The sequence below is a fragment of the Brevundimonas sp. AVps23W genome, assembly GCF_058681395.1.
In genome coordinates this window covers 2,021,999-2,037,742 of sequence record NZ_CM178738.1, presented here as the reverse complement: position 1 = coordinate 2,037,742, position 15,744 = coordinate 2,021,999, and the positions used below count along the sequence as shown (strand labels likewise).

The 15,744-nt window shown below is 65.4% G+C and carries 18 protein-coding genes; 11 read left to right on the top strand and 7 right to left on the bottom strand.

Features of this window, described 5'->3' with window-relative positions:
* Positions 1 to 80 precede the first annotated feature (80 nt).
* Positions 81 to 605, bottom strand: a complete 525-nt coding sequence (locus ACW177_RS09940) for a hypothetical protein (protein ID WP_492025562.1) — start codon at positions 603 to 605, stop codon at positions 81 to 83.
* A 417-nt stretch (positions 606 to 1,022) separates the two neighbouring features.
* On the opposite strand from ACW177_RS09940, the gene ahpC reads away from it, so the two are divergent.
* Complete coding sequence (gene ahpC, locus ACW177_RS09935) at positions 1,023 to 1,586, top strand: alkyl hydroperoxide reductase subunit C (protein ID WP_492025561.1); 564 nt, start codon at positions 1,023 to 1,025, stop codon at positions 1,584 to 1,586.
* A 142-nt stretch (positions 1,587 to 1,728) separates the two neighbouring features.
* A complete protein-coding gene (gene ahpF, locus ACW177_RS09930) occupies positions 1,729 to 3,315 on the top strand; it encodes an alkyl hydroperoxide reductase subunit F (protein WP_492025560.1) in 1,587 nt (528 codons plus the stop codon).
* Between the two features lie 46 nt (positions 3,316 to 3,361).
* Here ahpF and ACW177_RS09925 read toward each other — a convergent pair whose 3' ends face one another.
* The 5 genes from ACW177_RS09925 to ACW177_RS09905 form a co-directional block, all read right to left on the bottom strand.
* The gene (locus tag ACW177_RS09925) at positions 3,362 to 3,571 is read right to left on the bottom strand and encodes a hypothetical protein (protein WP_492025559.1); all 210 of its coding nucleotides are present in this window, start codon (positions 3,569 to 3,571) and stop codon (positions 3,362 to 3,364) included.
* 114 nt (positions 3,572 to 3,685) lie between these two features.
* Positions 3,686 to 4,342, bottom strand: a complete 657-nt coding sequence (locus tag ACW177_RS09920; protein WP_492025558.1) for an HAD family hydrolase — start codon at positions 4,340 to 4,342, stop codon at positions 3,686 to 3,688.
* Complete coding sequence (locus tag ACW177_RS09915; RefSeq protein WP_492025557.1) at positions 4,343 to 5,065, bottom strand: hypothetical protein; 723 nt, start codon at positions 5,063 to 5,065, stop codon at positions 4,343 to 4,345.
* Positions 5,062 to 5,823 (bottom strand): nucleoside triphosphate pyrophosphohydrolase, encoded by a 762-nt coding sequence (gene mazG, locus ACW177_RS09910; protein WP_492028105.1) that lies wholly within the window; start codon positions 5,821 to 5,823, stop codon positions 5,062 to 5,064. Before mazG ends, ACW177_RS09915 begins: the two co-directional genes overlap by 4 nt.
* A 26-nt stretch (positions 5,824 to 5,849) precedes the next feature.
* Positions 5,850 to 7,208 carry an MFS transporter gene (locus ACW177_RS09905; protein ID WP_492025556.1) on the bottom strand — a complete coding sequence of 453 codons (1,359 nt, stop codon included), beginning with the start codon at positions 7,206 to 7,208 and terminating at the stop codon, positions 5,850 to 5,852.
* Between the two features lie 302 nt (positions 7,209 to 7,510).
* Between ACW177_RS09905 and ACW177_RS09900 the strand changes: the two genes are divergently transcribed.
* The 4 genes from ACW177_RS09900 to ACW177_RS09885 all read left to right on the top strand — a co-directional run bounded on the left by ACW177_RS09900 (position 7,511) and on the right by ACW177_RS09885 (position 10,345).
* Positions 7,511 to 8,368, top strand: a complete 858-nt coding sequence (locus ACW177_RS09900) for a D-alanyl-D-alanine carboxypeptidase family protein (RefSeq protein ID WP_492025555.1) — start codon at positions 7,511 to 7,513, stop codon at positions 8,366 to 8,368.
* Between the two features lie 127 nt (positions 8,369 to 8,495).
* Positions 8,496 to 9,098, top strand: coding sequence for an NAD(P)H:quinone oxidoreductase (gene wrbA / locus ACW177_RS09895; protein ID WP_492025554.1), 603 nt, complete (start codon positions 8,496 to 8,498; stop codon positions 9,096 to 9,098).
* 4 nt (positions 9,099 to 9,102) lie between these two features.
* The gene (gene ygiD, locus ACW177_RS09890; protein WP_492025553.1) at positions 9,103 to 9,861 is read left to right on the top strand and encodes a 4,5-DOPA-extradiol-dioxygenase; all 759 of its coding nucleotides are present in this window, start codon (positions 9,103 to 9,105) and stop codon (positions 9,859 to 9,861) included.
* A 103-nt stretch (positions 9,862 to 9,964) separates the two neighbouring features.
* Positions 9,965 to 10,345, top strand: a complete 381-nt coding sequence (locus ACW177_RS09885) for an endonuclease domain-containing protein (RefSeq protein WP_492025552.1) — start codon at positions 9,965 to 9,967, stop codon at positions 10,343 to 10,345.
* A gap of 47 nt (positions 10,346 to 10,392) precedes the next feature.
* Here ACW177_RS09885 and ACW177_RS09880 read toward each other — a convergent pair whose 3' ends face one another.
* Entirely contained in the window at positions 10,393 to 11,937 is a 1,545-nt protein-coding gene (locus ACW177_RS09880; protein WP_492025551.1) for an AMP-binding protein, read from the bottom strand.
* 183 nt (positions 11,938 to 12,120) lie between these two features.
* Between ACW177_RS09880 and lipA the strand changes: the two genes are divergently transcribed.
* The 5 genes from lipA (at position 12,121) to ACW177_RS09855 (ending at position 15,691) form a co-directional block, all read left to right on the top strand.
* On the top strand, positions 12,121 to 13,083 hold the full coding sequence (gene lipA / locus ACW177_RS09875; RefSeq protein WP_492025550.1) for a lipoyl synthase: 963 nt from the start codon (positions 12,121 to 12,123) through the stop codon (positions 13,081 to 13,083).
* Positions 13,084 to 13,091: 8 nt separating this feature from the next.
* Positions 13,092 to 13,544: a type II toxin-antitoxin system RatA family toxin gene (locus ACW177_RS09870; protein WP_492025549.1), complete on the top strand. Its 453-nt coding sequence runs from the start codon at positions 13,092 to 13,094 to the stop codon at positions 13,542 to 13,544.
* A complete protein-coding gene (locus ACW177_RS09865) occupies positions 13,541 to 14,656 on the top strand; it encodes an NAD(P)/FAD-dependent oxidoreductase (RefSeq protein WP_492025548.1) in 1,116 nt (371 codons plus the stop codon). The genes ACW177_RS09870 and ACW177_RS09865 overlap by 4 nt, the downstream gene beginning before the upstream one ends.
* 127 nt (positions 14,657 to 14,783) lie before the next feature.
* Positions 14,784 to 14,966: a 50S ribosomal protein L32 gene (gene rpmF / locus ACW177_RS09860; protein WP_035305966.1), complete on the top strand. Its 183-nt coding sequence runs from the start codon at positions 14,784 to 14,786 to the stop codon at positions 14,964 to 14,966.
* 110 nt (positions 14,967 to 15,076) lie between these two features.
* A complete protein-coding gene (locus ACW177_RS09855) occupies positions 15,077 to 15,691 on the top strand; it encodes a hypothetical protein (RefSeq protein WP_492025547.1) in 615 nt (204 codons plus the stop codon).
* Positions 15,692 to 15,744: the final 53 nt, after the last annotated feature.

Genomic DNA, 15,744 nt, shown 5'->3' with positions numbered 1-15,744 from the left:
CGAGCGCGGCCTTTGGGCCCGGATGAATGTCGCTTTTCCACGCACCGCCAACATGAGGCTCGAGTCTTTGGGGTTCGCGCTTACTCGAGATGCGGCGGGCAGACAGGCGTCGCGTCGTCGGAGCGTTGCAGGCCGCCGATGACGACCTGGATGACGGGTTCTGGCCAGTGCTCGAACGACGCCATGCCCGCGGGCACCGTGCAGACCGACGTTTCTGCGGGCTGGCGCGCCTGACCACCGACGTATCGCACGATGAAGCCGCCATATTTCAGGCCCTGATCCTGGCCGTTCTCGACCTTGAGGATGGATCCGACATCCCGGCGGGCGTGCAGGCTGAAGCGGATCGTCCCCACGGGCGCGTCGTTCGGAAGGTCGCGCGATCCGTTGGCGGGCGGCAGGACGTCGCTGACCTGGATCCGGTCGACCCGCACCAGGTCATAGGTTCCGTTTGGATTGAGCTTCAGCGTCGCGCGTTCTCCAGCCGCAACATTGAGCGTGCCCTGGACAAAGGCGGACCGTCGCCCCTCGAACTGCTGAGGCGTGGTGGGGTGGGGAGGCGGCGCATCCTGCAGAGCGAGAGTGGCAATCAATACGGTCAGCAGCATGGTTCGCTCCGGTTGCGTCAACTGCAGCTAGGTCGTTTCCTGCTCTCGCGGTCAAGCGCTGAAACGTCGAACGCCAGGACAAATCGAACCCATAATCGTGAAGCGGGCTCGGGGAGGGTCGCGGACCGGTCATGGGGCCAGAAGCGCACGAAGAGTCAGATCTCCCAGGCCGCAAGTTGCAGAGCCCTCGGCGGCTACGCGCTCTTTGGGGGTCTGTAAGCCCGGTGTTTGCGGCCTGTGCTCGCTGTCCAGACACGGGGCGTATGGATCCTCGGGACAAGCCCGAGGATGACGAGATGAGAGGGGTTCTTGTTATAACCAAAATCTATCACGCACCTGCAAATAAGTGATTACACTTATCTGTTGCGGTGCGGTAGGAAGCGGGCCTCCCCAACTCCTGCTGAATGGACGCCCTGCATGGCCCTCATCAACACGACCATCAAACCCTTCACCGCCGAGGCCTATAAGGACGGCAAGTTCCTGACGGTCACGGACGCCGATGTGGCGGGCAAGTGGGCGATCTTCTTCTTCTATCCGGCCGACTTCACCTTCGTGTGCCCGACCGAGCTGGAAGACCTGGCCGACCATTACGCCGAGTTCCAGAAGCTGGGCGTCGAGATCTATTCGGTGTCGACCGACACCCATTTCTCGCACAAGGCCTGGCACGACTCGTCGCCGGCCATCGGCAAGATCACCTACACCATGCTGGGCGATCCCTCGGGCCTGGTGACCAATAACTTCGACGCCATGCGTCCGGGCGTGGGCCTGGCCGACCGTGCGACCTTCCTGGTCGATCCGGACGGCGTGATCCAGTTCACCGAGACCACTTCGGAAGGCATCGGCCGCAACGCCGCCGAACTGCTGCGCAAGGTCAAGGCCGCCCAGTATGTGCGTTCGCACCCGGGTGAAGTCTGCCCGGCCAAGTGGGAAGAAGGCGAAGCCACCCTGGCGCCGTCGCTCGACCTCGTCGGCAAGATCTAAGACTGACGCCTATCGGGTCCGGCCTTCGGGTCGGACCCACCCGGCCGCCTCCTTATCTCGTGGTGGCCGGACGTTATCGCGCAAGCCTCGCCGGGATCGGCTCGAAGGCGGCGCGCCACCCCTGGAATTCGAGGACTGCCCCATGCTGGACGCCAATCTGAAATCTCAGCTTGAGGCCTATCTCAAGAACATCGTCCATCCGGTCGAACTGGTCGCCTCGCTGGGCGCCGGGCCGAAGTCGATCGAGCTGAAGACCCTGCTGGAGGAGATCGTCTCGGTTTCGCACGGCAAGGTCGAGATGGGCCGCGACTATGACGACGAACGCCAGCCCAGCTTCCTGATCCGCCGCAAGGGCACGGACATCGGCGTGCGGTTCGCGGGCATTCCGCTGGGCCACGAGTTCACCTCGCTGGTGCTGGCCCTGCTGCACGTCGGCGGCCATCCGTCCAAGGTGGCGCAGGAGGTGATCCAGCAGGTCAAGGACCTGGACGGCGACTATGTGTTCGAGACCTATTTCTCGCTGTCGTGCCAGAACTGCCCCGACGTGGTGCAGGCGCTGAACCTGATGAGCGTGCTGAACCCGCGCATCAAACACGTCGCCATCGAAGGCGGCCTGTTCAAGGACGAGGTGGACGAGCGCAAGATCATGGCCGTGCCGACCGTCTTCCTGAACGGCGAACTGTTCGGTCAGGGCCGGATGGAGCTGGAGCAGATCGTCGCCAAGATCGATTCGGGCGCCGAGGCGCGCGCCGCCGAGCGGCTGAAGGCCAAGGACCCGTTCGACGTTCTGGTGATCGGCGGCGGCCCGGCCGGGGCGGCGGCCGCCATCTATACGGCGCGCAAGGGCATCCGCACCGGCATCGCGGCCGAGCGGTTCGGCGGCCAGGTGCTGGACACCATGGCGATCGAGAACTTCATCTCGGTGCCCCATACCGAGGGGCCGAAACTGGCCGCCCATCTGGAACAGCATGTCCGCGAATATGAGGTGGACATCATGAACCTGCAAAAGGCGGCCAAGCTGGTGCCGGCCAAGGTTCCGGGCGGGCTGCACGAGGTGGTGCTGGAGAACGGCGCCAGCCTGAAGTCGCGCACCGTCATCCTGGCCACCGGCGCGCGCTGGCGCCAGATGAATGTGCCGGGCGAGGACCAGTACAAGAACAAGGGCGTGGCTTATTGCCCGCACTGCGACGGGCCGCTGTTCAAGGGCAAGCGGGTGGCGGTGATCGGCGGCGGCAACTCGGGCGTCGAGGCGGCCATCGATCTGGCGGGCATCGTGGCCCATGTGACCCTGATCGAATACGACAGCGAACTGCGGGCCGATGCGGTGCTGCAACGCAAGCTGGCGACCCTGCCGAACGTGCGGATCGTCACCTCGGCCCTGACGACCCAGGTGCACGGCGACGGCGAGAAGGTGACGGGCCTGTCCTACAAGGACCGCAACTCGGACGCCCATCATGACGTCGATCTGGAAGGGATCTTCGTGCAGATCGGCCTGGTGCCGAACACCGAATGGCTGCACGGGGCGGTGGGTCTGACGCCGCGCGGCGAGATCGAGGTGGATCATCGCGGCGAGACGTCCCAGCCGGGCATCTTCGGCGCGGGCGATGTGACGACCGTGCCCTACAAGCAGATCGTGGTGGCGATGGGCGAAGGCTCCAAGGCGGGTCTGGCGGCCTTCGACTATATGATCCGCACCGTGCCGGCGCAGGAAGAGGTGGTGGCGGCCTAAACCCCGGGCTTATCTGTGGATTAGGCCTGGCGGCTGGGACTTTGCTTCAGGCCAGCCAGGCCGAAACACAGCAGACCATCAAAAGCAGGGCTATGCCCTCGATGAAAAGGCTGGAAAGGCTTGGGGCGCTGCTTGCGTGTGATCGCTCGATGATCTCCACGGGCGAGGTCTCCTCCCGGCAACGCGCCTGTTGGCCGTCGGAAATTGTCCGCGGGTTCTCCCAGCCCCTGACGTAGTTCTGCTCGTAGTCGCTCATTCACCCGCTCCCCAGACATCAGTCGTCCCATCGACCCAGATGCTGGATGGTGGAGCCTAAAGCGCAGGTGTAGAGATTGGGTTACCGTTGGTTTGCCACGTGCAAGCCGGGCGGCTAACGGTCCATGAAGGCGGCGACGGCGGCGTAGCTGTCGGCGATGTGGTGGGCGCCGCGCGCGACCAGGCGTTCGGCGTGGCCGTCGCGGATATGGCCGCCGGCGGTCAGGCCGATCACGGTCATGCCGGCCGCAACCCCGGCGGTGACGCCCGCCTCGCTGTCCTCGATCACCAGAACGCGGGCCGGATTGACGCCCATGCTGTCGGCGGCGTGCAGGAAGATGTCGGGGTGGGGCTTGCCGCGCTCGACCACCAGGCCGGTGAAGACGGCGCCGTCGAAATGATCGGTCAGGCCGAACAGGTCCAGGCCGACGCCGATCCAGTCGGGGCCGCTGGACGAGGCGATGCAGCGCGCCTCGGACCGGGCGGCGACGAAGTCGATCATGCCGGGGACGGGCTTCAGATGGATCGGCGCGCGGGCGCGGCAGGTGGCGAACCAGGTGGTGTGGAAGTCCTCGGGGCAGGCCCGGCCCAGGGCCGCCTCGACCACGGGCCGGTTGTCGCGCCAGCGCTTGCCCGTATAGGCGGCCAGCACCTCGTCCAGACTGGTGGGCAGGCCGATGGCGGTCAGTTGCTCGGCCATGACGGTGCTGTTCAGCACCTCGCTGTCGGCGACGACGCCGTCGTAGTCGAAGATGATCAGGTCGTAAGTCAATTAATCTCGGCCTCGCCTAAAAACCACCTCGCCAGACAGGTCCCATTCGATCTTCAGTCGGCTTCGCCCTAATCGGTCTGTTGCTGCGGCTTGAAATTGAGAAAACAACCTGTGTGTCTTTGGGTAGTCAACTATCCCTCTGCCTAATAGGTGTCGCAGAAGTTGATTTGCTTGAAATATTTTTAGTTTTGCTGTTTGAGCGTTGCGTTCGTCGAAACTACTAAATGCACGGCCAGATCTATCGATTTCTATCGTTTTAGCGAGCTGAGAGACTTCGTCCTTTAGCCTTCTAACGATGGCCATGTTGTCAATATAAACGTCTAAAATTCCTGGCAAATCAATAAGATTGTTTGCAATATCAGAATTCCTGAAATGACGGGTCAACGCCATTTCTTCGACGGTGAAGCTAATTCGATCTGGATCTGAAGAGAGTGGCTGAACGGCGTTTGCAAGTTCCATTTTATTGGTAACTGAGCTGATAAAGCCTTTGTCTATTTGCTCTTTTATCTGCTGTATATTTGTAAGGGCTCGATTTATTTTAATCATAATCGAAAAGGCCAGTACGGCCTCATGCTCGTCTTGCACTTCCCTTATTTTCTGGTCTGCCGCACGTCGCTCCACGCGTCGAATGCGATGCTGCTCTTGGAAGCTCAACCACTGTAATACACCGCTGATTGAACCCGCGATAAGCGCGCCAGCGAGAGCAGCAAAAAATTCGGTCATGGAGAATACCGTCGCTCCGCAACCTTTGCGGCGTCCCAGAGGCGGTCCATCTCATCCAGCGTCGATTGGTCGGGGGTGCGGCCGTCCTTGGCCAGTTCGGCCTCAATGAAGCCGAAGCGGCGGACGAACTTGGCGTTGGTGGCGCGCAGGGCGTCCTCGGGCTCGACGTCCAGCTTGCGGGCCAGGTTGGCGACGACGAACAGCAGGTCGCCCATCTCCTCGCGCGCCTTGGCCATGTCGCCGGCGGCGATCTCGACGCGCAGTTCCGCCACCTCTTCCGCCAGCTTGTCGAACACCTCGTCGGTCGAGGGCCAGTCGAAGCCGACGCGGCCGGCGCGCCTGGTCAGTTTGGCGGCGCGGGTCAGGGCGGGCAGGCCGACGGGGACGTCGTCGAGGACGCCGGGCTTCTTGCGGTCCTTGCGTTCGGCGGCCTTGATGACCTCCCAGGCGACGGTCTGTTCTTTCGAGGTGCGCTGGGCTTCGTCGCCGAAGACGTGGGGGTGGCGGCGTTCCAGCTTGTCGGCGATGGCGGTGACCACGTCATCGAAGGCGAATAGCCCCTGTTCCTCGGCCATGCGGGCGTGGAAGACGACCTGGAACAGCAGGTCGCCCAGTTCGCCCTTCAGCTCATTCAGGTCGTTGCGCTCGATGGCGTCGGCGACCTCGTAGGCTTCTTCGATCGTATAGGGGGCGATGGTGGCGAAGGTCTGCTCCACGTCCCAGGGGCAGCCGCCGTCCGGATCGCGCAGCCGCTCCATGACGCCCAGCAGGCGGTCGATGGGTCTCACGCCTGAGCCTCCGCGTCGCGGGCGTCCAGGGCCTGGCGGATTTCGTTGTGACGCGCCGCCGTCAGCGGATAGTTCTTCAGCGTCCAACTCGCCAGCACCAGCAGCACGCCGGGGACCAGGATGAAGAGGATCTGGAGCGTGAGCAGGGCCACGTCGCTGTTACCGTCCGGACCGGGAAGGGCGCGGAAGCCGACCCACTGGAGGATCAGATAGGGCACGAGGGCGACGACGTGGCCGATCTTGGTGGTGGCCGAGAGAATGGACAGCATCAGGCCGGTGCGGTCGACGCCGGTCTCGAACCGCTCCTGGTCGCCGGCGTCGGCCATCATGGCGCGGGTCAGGAACAGGCCGGCGGCGTAGGGCAGGCCGGCGATGAACATGACCACCGCGGTCAGGACGAAATTGCCGCCGGGGACCAGGGTGGCCCCGACATAGAGGACCGCCGAGACGATGCTGGCGATGGCCAGGCCCTTGTCCTTGCCGACGCGGGTCGCCAGCCAGGCCCAGAAGGGCGCGCCGCACAGGCCGGCGACGAAGTAGAACAGCATGAACAGCCCGGCCTCGGTATGGTCGTAGCCGCGGATCTGGCCGAAGAAGAAGAACAGCAGCGAGCCGGTGATGCCCGGCGCCACGCCCAGCAGCAGGTCGGCGATCAGCAGTTTCTGCACCACGCGCGTCCGCAGCAGGGCCAGATAGGCGCTGAGGCTGCCGTGCGGCTGAGCGCCGGTGGTGACGGGCTCGGGCACGGCGACCATGGCCAGGCCGATGGTGACCGGCAGGGCGATGACGATGCCCCAGCCCATGATCCGCACGCCGTCGGCATAGGTCCCGATGCCGGTCTGGACCACCACGGTCGGCAGGACCAGGATCAGCACCACCCCGATGATGTTGAACACCTGCCACCAGCCGTAGACGCGGCTGCGCTGATCATACTGGGGCGCGAGAACGGCGGCCCAGCCCAGCTGGCCCAGGGTGCCGATGGAGAAGCCGAGGTAGAGAAACAGCAGCCAGCCGAACAGATAGATCGGCGGCGCGCCCGGCTGAACCACGACGAACATCATCAGGGCCGCCAGCATCAGCATCGGCGTCGAGATCGCCATCCAGGGGCGATAGCGGCCCAAGCGGGTCTTGGTCTTGTCCATGCCCCAGCCGAGGAAGGGATCGAAGACGATGTCGATCAGACGCACGGCCATGAAGACGGTCGCCACCACCCCCAGCTCCAGCCCGACATATGTGGCGTAGAACTCCGGCAGGGTGACGGGCAGGGCGACGCCGAAGGCCGCCAGCGGCAGGCAGGGGCCGGAAAAGGCGGCGAGCACGGCGTTGGAACGACGGGGCGCGGAGGCGGCGGTCATGCAGCGGGTCCGAGGACAGCCCGGATGAGTCGGGCCGACGCAAGATTGCAGGTTTGGGCGCGCGAGCGGAGTCGGATTGTGCGCGCACCTCTCCGCGCGCGAAGGCGCGGGGGAGGACAGGCGGGAGCGTCAGCGGACGCCAGGTGGGGGCGACTCGCTGTTTGACGTCGAGCCGGTCGTCCCTGCCGTCTGAGTCGCCCCCTCCTGATCGCTGCGCGATCTGTCCTCCCCGTCGGCCTTCGCCGACGGGGAGGTGAAGTTCGGTGCTTGCTCAGTGGGCCGGCTTGGGGCTTGCTGTCGCCATGTGGCGATGTCTTCTCGCGTTTCTGACGATCTGGGCGGTCGTGGCCTTCGCCGGCGGGGCGCGTGCGGCGGGGCCGTGCCATACCAACGCCGACGTCTGGGGCGACGAGGCCCTGGTCAACACGGGCTCGGCCTATGGGATGGAATGGTCGCCGTTCGGGGCGACCGAATATGGCTGGATGGCCTATGTCCCGCTGATCCAGCAGGAGCTGCACACCCAATGCGGGCCGGGCACGCCGGTCTTCGCCTCGCAGCTGGCGGGGTTCCAGCAGACCCATGGCCTGGCGCCGACCGGCCTGTTCGACGCCGCGACCTTTCAGGTGTTGCGAGGCCTGTGGCAGGAGCGTCGGCCGTTCGTGATGGCGCGCACCCGCGGCGAATGCCCCGATCCGCCGCCGATCAATCAGCTGGGCTATCTGGTGGCCTCGGAGGAACACGCCGACCGGCTGACCCGCCTTTTGCGACGCGACGTGCTGGACGCCTATCGCCGTCTGGTCGCCGCCGCCCGTGCCGAGGTTCCCGAGGTCGCCGCCGATCCCGAACTGCTCCAGATCTTCTCAGGCTTCCGCGATCCCGAGGCGGACGCCGCGCGCTGCGCCCAGCAGGGCAATTGCGACGGTCTGCGCCGCGCCGTCTGTTCGCCGCACCGGACAGGGACGGCGGTCGATCTGTACGTCGGCCAGGCGCCGGGGTGGGGCGTCGATTCGACCGCGCCGGCCAGCCGCGAACATATGGCGCGGACGGCGACCTATCGCTGGCTGGTGGCCAATGCCGGCCGGTTCGGCTTCGTGCCCTATGTCTATGAGCCGTGGCATTGGGAATATGTGCGGCCGTGGGATCCGGCCTTCGCGCCGTGAACCTGGCCAAGCCGGGCCTGCGACAGGAAAACCGAACCAGAGGACTTGAATGACGGACAGGCTCACGCCAAGTTAGCAACGGTCGTTGTTGCGAATACGGCCCAGTTGTTTAACGGAGCCTCTCCCCATGCCCAAGATTCTCGTCCTCTATCATTCGACCTACGGCCATATCGAAGCCATGGCCGAGGCTGTCGCCGAAGGCGCGCGTCAAGTCGAAGGGGCTGTCGTCGATATCAAGCGCGTACCCGAACTGGTGCCCGAGGAACTGGCCAAGGCGTCCGGCTACAAGCTGGACCAGGCGGCGCCTATCGCCAAGGTCGAGGACCTGGCCAACTATGACGCCATCATCATCGGCGCCGGCACGCGTTTCGGCACCGTCGCCTCGCAGATGCGCAACTTCCTCGACCAGACGGGCGGGCTTTGGTTCAACGGCGCCCTGGTGGGCAAGGTCGGCGGCGCCTTCACCTCGACCGCGAGCCAGCATGGCGGCCAGGAAACGACCTTGATCGGCCTGGTCCAGACCCTGATGCACCACGGACTGATCGTCGTCGGTCTGCCGTATGCCTTCCAAGGCCAGATGAATATGGACGAGATCGTCGGCGGCAGCCCCTATGGCGCCACCACCCTGACGAAGGGCGACGGCTCGCGCATGCCCAGCCAGATCGACCTGGACGGCGCTCGCTTCCAGGGCAAGCATATCGCCGAGATCGCCAAGAAGCAGTTCGGCTGATCCGATGCGTCAGCCCGCCGTCTTCTTCGGTCACGGTTCGCCGATGAACGCCCTGGGCGGTCCCTATGGGGGCGCCTGGCGCGATCTGGGCGAGGCCGTCGGCAAACCCCGTGGCGTGGTGATGATCTCCGCCCACTGGGAGACGCGCGGGCTGGGCGTCACCGCGCAGGAGCGACCCGAAACCATCCATGATTTCGGGAACTTCTCGCGTGAACTTCATGAGTTTCAATATCCCGCGCCCGGCTCGCCCGCACTGGCGGCGCGGGTCGCGGCGCTGACCGGGGCGGTGCAGACGACGCAATGGGGCCTGGATCACGGGACCTGGTCGGTGCTGTGCCATGTCTGGCCGGACGCCGATGTGCCGGTGGTGCAGCTGTCGCTGAACCGGGAGCTGACGGCGCGCCAGCATTACGAACTGGCCAAGGCTCTGCGGCCGCTGCGGGACGAGGGGATCGTCATCGCCGGCTCGGGCGATTTCGTCCACAATCTGCGGACCTGGAAGCGGGAGGTGGGGGCCGAGCCCTATGCCTGGGCGACCGGGTTCAACGAGGCGGTAAAGGCGGCGTTCCGGGGCGGGGACCACGAGGCCCTGATCGACTGGGGCGGGTTGGCCGAGGACGCGCAACTGAGCGTGCCGACCGACGAACACTATCTGCCGGTGCTGTATATCGCCGCCCAGCAGGCGCCGGGCGAACCGGTGAGCTTCTTCAATGACACCATCGAGGGCGGCTCGATCTCGATGACGGGGGTCAGGGTCGGGTAATTTCACCTCTCCGTCGGCGAAGGCCGACGGGGAGGACAGGCGCGCTCTGCGCGCCAGGTGGGGGCGACTCGGCGCCAAGCTTGAGTTGTGCAATGCTCTCGTCATGGCTGACGGCTTGAGCTTCACCCGTGCAAAGGCGTTTCGGAAGGCTTTGACGCCGCCGGAGTTTCGGCTGTGGCAGGCGCTGCGTCGAAACAGCCTCGGCAAGTGCAAATTCCGCCGTCAGCATCCGATAGGGCCTTACATCCTCGACTTCTATTGCGCGGCGGCGAGGCTGGCCGTCGAGGTCGATGGCGCGGTCCATAACGAGCCGGCGCAGGTTACGCATGATCGTCGGCGAACCGCTTGGCTTCATGGACGTGGCGTTCGTGTCGTGCGGTTAAGCGCATTGAGCGTGATGCGGGATCAGGCGGCTGTGGTCGATTTTATCTATGATTTGGTGCGAGCACGTTTGGCGGCGGAGTCGCCCCCTCCTGACCGCTGACGCGGTCTGTCCTCCCCGTTCGCCTTCGCGAACGGAGAGGTGAAAAATCAGGCGCTTTCGACCATCTTCTGGATCGTCACATAGTCGGTCTTGCCGGTGCCCAGGACGGGGACTTCGGCGACCTTGACGATCTTCTTGGGGACGATCAGTTCGGGTGCGCCGTTGGCGCGGGCCCACTCGGCCAGAGGGGCGACTTCGGCCTCGGCGTGGTCGGTGACCAGGACCAGTTTTTCGCCCTTGCGGGTGTCGGGGATGGAGACGACAGCGTGGCGTTGGTCGGGCCAGACCGCGCCGGCGATGCCCTCGACCGCCGTCAGGGAGACCATTTCGCCGCCGATCTTGGCGAAACGTTTAGCGCGGCCCTTGATGGTGATGTAGCCCTCGGCGTCGATATCGACGATGTCGCCGGTGTCCAGCCAGTCGTTCTCGACGGGCGACCATTCAAGCGGCTCGGCCGAGGTGACATAGCCGCTCATCACATTGGGGCCGCGCAGATACAGGCGGCCGCCGTCGGAGATGCCTTCGACCGGCTCCAGCTTCCAGTCCATGCCGGGCAGGATCTGGCCGACCGTGCCGGGGGCGTTGCGATGCGGGTGGTTGACGGCCACGACCGGCGAGGCCTCGGTCGCGCCATAGCCTTCCAGCAGTTCGACGCCGCCGAACTTGGTGTTGAACAGGTTGCGGGTTTCTTCGCGCACCTTTTCGGCGCCGGCGACCGCGAACTTCAGGGTGGCGAAATCGTCCGCCTCGGCGACGCGGCCGTACTGGTTCAGGAAGGTGTCGGTCGCGAACAGGATCGAGGCCTTCACCTGGGGCAGCAGGTCGGTGATCTGTTTCGCGTGCAGCGGCGACGGATACTGGAAGGCCTTCAAGCCCTGAAGCAGGGGCAGGATGACCCCGCCGGTCAGGCCGAAACAGTGGAAGGTGGGCAGGGGATTGAACATCACCCATTCCGGCAGGAGGTCGATATGGGCCGCGACCTGGCGGGCGTTGGCGACCAGGTTCTTCTGGCTCAGCACCACGCCCTTGGGGGTGCCGAAACTGCCCGAAGTGAACAGGACGACGCCCGGCGAGTCCGGATCGGTCTTGACGCGGAACCGCTTGGGCACGGCGCCGGCGGCGAGGCCGTACAGCTTGTCGGCCAGGCCGATGGTCTTGCGCACGTCGTCCAGCCAGACGACTTCGGCCACCGTTTGCAGCTCCGCGATCAGGTCGTCGAGCTTGGCCTGGTCGATGAAGCGTTTGGCGGTCAGGACCTTCTTGACGCCCGAGGCCTTGATCGCGGCCTTCAGATTGGCTTCACCGGCGGTGAAGTTCAGCATGACCGGCACGCGCCCGTGAGCGTGCAGGCCGAAGAAGGTGACCACGACGCCCATGGACGAGGGCAGCAGGATGGCGACCCGCTCGCCCAGCGCCGTCATGTTGGCGATCTTGCGTCCCAGCACGAAGGCGGCGCGGATCAGGCCTGTATAGGTGAGGGGGTGGCGATCCTGGTCCTCAAGGATTTCCTTGTCCCCGAACCGGGCGCGCGCGTCGATCAGCGCGTCGATCAGCGAGGTGTCGTACAGCGAGGGATCCAGGGCCTGGCGCAAACGCGTCTCCTGCGGAGGGCGCGAGGGGCCCTCTCTGTTGTCGGGCGTTCGTCAATAATGACGCAACGACGTCTTGAAAAGATGCGTAACGCGGCGTGAGTTCCCAAGCCCGCCCTGGGGCGAGCCATCATCTGTAACCGGCCGTGGCTTGCCATTGCGCGTCGGAAGGCCGAAATACCGGCCATGGTCACACTGATCGACACCCTTCAGCGCAAGCCGTCGGAGCTGCGCCACCCGGAAAAACAGAACCGTCCGGAGTCGGTCGTTCTGAAAAAGCCCGACTGGCTGCGGGTCAAGGCGCCCGGTTCGGGCCAGTACAACAACACCAAGGACATCGTCCGGTCCAAGGGGCTGCACACGGTCTGTGAAGAGGCGGCCTGCCCGAACATCGGTGAGTGCTGGAGCCAGAAGCACGCCACCCTGATGATCATGGGCGACACCTGCACGCGGGCCTGCGCCTTCTGCAACGTCAAGACGGGCCTGCCCCAGCCGCTGGACCCGGAAGAGCCGGGCAAGGTCGGGCTGGCTGTCCAGCAGATGGGCCTGAACCATGTGGTGATCACCTCGGTCGACCGCGATGATGTCGCGGACGGCGGCGCGGCCCATTTCGCCGAGGTGGTGCGCCAGGTGCGCCTCCAGGCGCCGAACACGACCATCGAGATTCTGACGCCCGACTTCCTGCGCAAGGACGGGGCGGCGGCGGTGATGATCGACGCCAAGCCCGACGTCTTCAACCACAACCTTGAGACCGTTCCGCGCCTGTATCTGAAGATCCGGCCGGGCGCGCGCTACTTCCACTCCTTACGTCTGCTGCAAATGGTCAAGGAGCGTGACCCCGAGCAGTTTACCAAGTCCGGCATCATGGTCGGTCTGGGCGAGACCAAGGAAGAGGTCATGCAGGTGATGGACGACATGCGGTCCGCCGGCGTCGACTTCATCACCATCGGCCAGTACTTGCAGCCGACGCGCAAACACGCCGCCATCGACCGGTTCGTCACGCCGGAAGAGTTCAAGGCCTATGAGGCGATCGCCCGGGCCAAGGGCTTCCTGATGGTGTCGTCTTCGCCGCTGACGCGTTCGTCGCACCATGCCGGCGACGACTTCGCCCGGCTGAAGGCCGCGCGCGAGGCGCAGCTGCGCCGCTAAAGTTTCGAATGGCCGTCCACCGCGTAACGCGCATTCTTCCCTATGCGCCCGAACAGCTTGCCGATCTTGTCGCCGACGTGCGCGCCTATCCCGACTTCGTGCCCTGGGTCACGTCGATGCGGGTCTGGAACGAACGCGCCGAGGGCGAGGGCGTCACCGTGCTGGACGCCGAGGCGGGCGTGGGCTTCTCCTTCCTGAAGGAACGGTTCTCGACCTGGGTCCGGCATGACCGCAATGCGCCCAAGGTGGAGGTCGGCCTGCTGCGCGGGCCGTTCAAGCATCTGAAGAACCGGTGGGAGTTCTTCCCGCATCCCGATGGCGCGCGGCTGGAGTTCATGATCGACTTCGCCTTCAAGTCGCGGATGCTGGATATGATGCTGTCGGCGAACTTCGACCGGGCGGTTGAAAAGCTGATCGGCTGTTTCGAAGCCGAGGCGAAGCGGAGGTACGGCGGCCGATGAGTTTCGATTTCGACGCGACCGTCGTGGGCGCCGGGGCCGTGGGCCTGGCCTGCGGTCGGGCGTTGTCGAAACGGGGCCTGACGGTGCTGGTGCTGGAGAAGGAAGGCCACATCGGCCAGGGCGTCTCGTCGCGCAATTCCGAGGTCATTCACGGCGGCCTCTATTATCCGACCGGATCGCTGAAGGCGCGCTTCTGCGTCGAGGGGCGGCGGGCGCTCTATGACTTCCTGGCCAGTCACAAGATCGATCACTGGAAGTGCGGCAAGCTGGTCGTGGCGACGCAGGAGGCCGAGGTCGAGCGGATCGAGGCCATCTTCGAACAGGCGACGGCCAACGGGGTCGAGGGACTGGCGCACCTGACCGGCGCCCAGGCGCGGGCGCTGGAGCCCGAGCTGAACGCTCACGCCGCCATCCTGTCGCCTGAGAGCGGCCTGTTCGACAGCCACGGCTATATGCTGGCCCTCCAGGGCGAGATCGAGGATGCGGGCGGATCGGTCGTGGTTTCGGCCCCGTTCGAGGGGGCGGAGCCCCTGCCGGGCGGCGGCTTCACGATTCGCGTGGGCGGGGAGGGGGCGATGGAGGTCTCCAGCCGCCTGCTGGTCACGGCGGCCGGCCTGTCCGCGCAAGCCGTGGCGGGCGCCATCGAGGGCTATCCAGCCGGCGACATTCCGGCGGGGCATTTCGGCAAGGGGATCTATTTCCGCCTGGTCGGCAAGGCGCCGTTCGACCGGTTGATCTATCCGCCGCCCATTCCCGGCGCCCTGGGCACCCATTACCGCAAGGACCTGGGCGGGCAGGCGGTGTTCGGTCCCGACCTGGCCTATGTGGAGACGGAAGACTATTCGGTCGATCCGGCCAAGGCGGAGGTGTTCGCCGCCTATATCCGCCGCTTCTGGCCCGGCCTGCCCGACGGTGCCCTGACGCCCGACTACGCCGGGATCCGGCCCAAGCTGCATGGTCCGGGCGAGCCGCAGCCGGACTTTCAGCTGCGCGGCGTCGAACATCACGGGATCGAAGGGCTGATGGCCCTTTTCGGTATCGAAAGCCCCGGCCTGACCAGTTCGCTGGCCATCGGCGAGGCGGTGGCAGAGGCCTTGTCTGAAACGCCTTGAAATCGTCGTGCGGTTCATGCATAAGCCGCGCCTCGCGTGGCGGCTCTGTTGGGGCCGCCGCTATTGTTTTCGCGCTTGATCAGGCTTCGGCTCTGGGCGGCGCCCGACTTAGAAGATTGAGACGGACATGGCCGTTCCGAAGCGGAAAGTATCCCCCTCGCGTCGCAACATGCGCCGCGCCCACGACGCCCTGAGCTCGAACGTCTATGTCGAGGACAAGGACACCGGCGAGCTGAAGCGCCCGCACCACATCGACCTGAAGACCGGCACCTATCGCGGTCGCCAGGTCATCACGCCGAAGGAAGACTAGTCTTCTAAAGGCCTTCCGGCTCGCCCGGACGAAGTTATTTACGGCGCGCGGTGATCCGCGCGCCGTTTTCGTGCGTTCAGTGCGGCGAAGCTTGCTGGAGACTTCGCCCCATGATTCGTTTCGCCGCCGTCAGCGCCGTTGCGCTGCTTACGCTCGCCGCCTGTGAACGCCGTGACGACCCGGTCGCTGAGCCTCCAGCGGCCACCGCCAACCGACCGACGGAAACTGCGCCTGCGCCGGTCGATGCGACCGTCCTGATAGGTGAAGGCCTGGGGCCGGCGCGAATCGGCATGACGCGCGCCGAGCTGGTGCAGGTTTGGGGCGAGGATTCGCAGCCAGACGCCGTCGGCGGGGCCGATCCGGAGACCTGCGACGAGTTTCATCCGGTCAATGCGCCGGCGGATGTCATGGTCATGATCCAGAACGGGGTGCTGACCCGCATAACCGCTGCGCGCGGCGCGACGACCAGGACGGATCGCGGGTTCGGCGTCGGCGACACGGGAATGGCGATCAAACAGGCCTATGGCGGCGCCGTCTTCGCGCAGCCGCACAAGTACTGGCCGGCGCCGGCGGAGGATCTGTTCGTCTGGTCCCTTGGCGGATCGACCGCCTATGTGACCGATCCCGCCGCACGCGGCATCCGCTACGAAGTCGGCACGGACGGGAAGGTGACCATGGTCCACGCCGGCGATCCTTCGATTCAACTGGTCGAGGGTTGTTCCTGACGGCGGGCGGCGAAGCAGGCATTGGCGATTCGCGGGGAGACGGCTAAACCCCT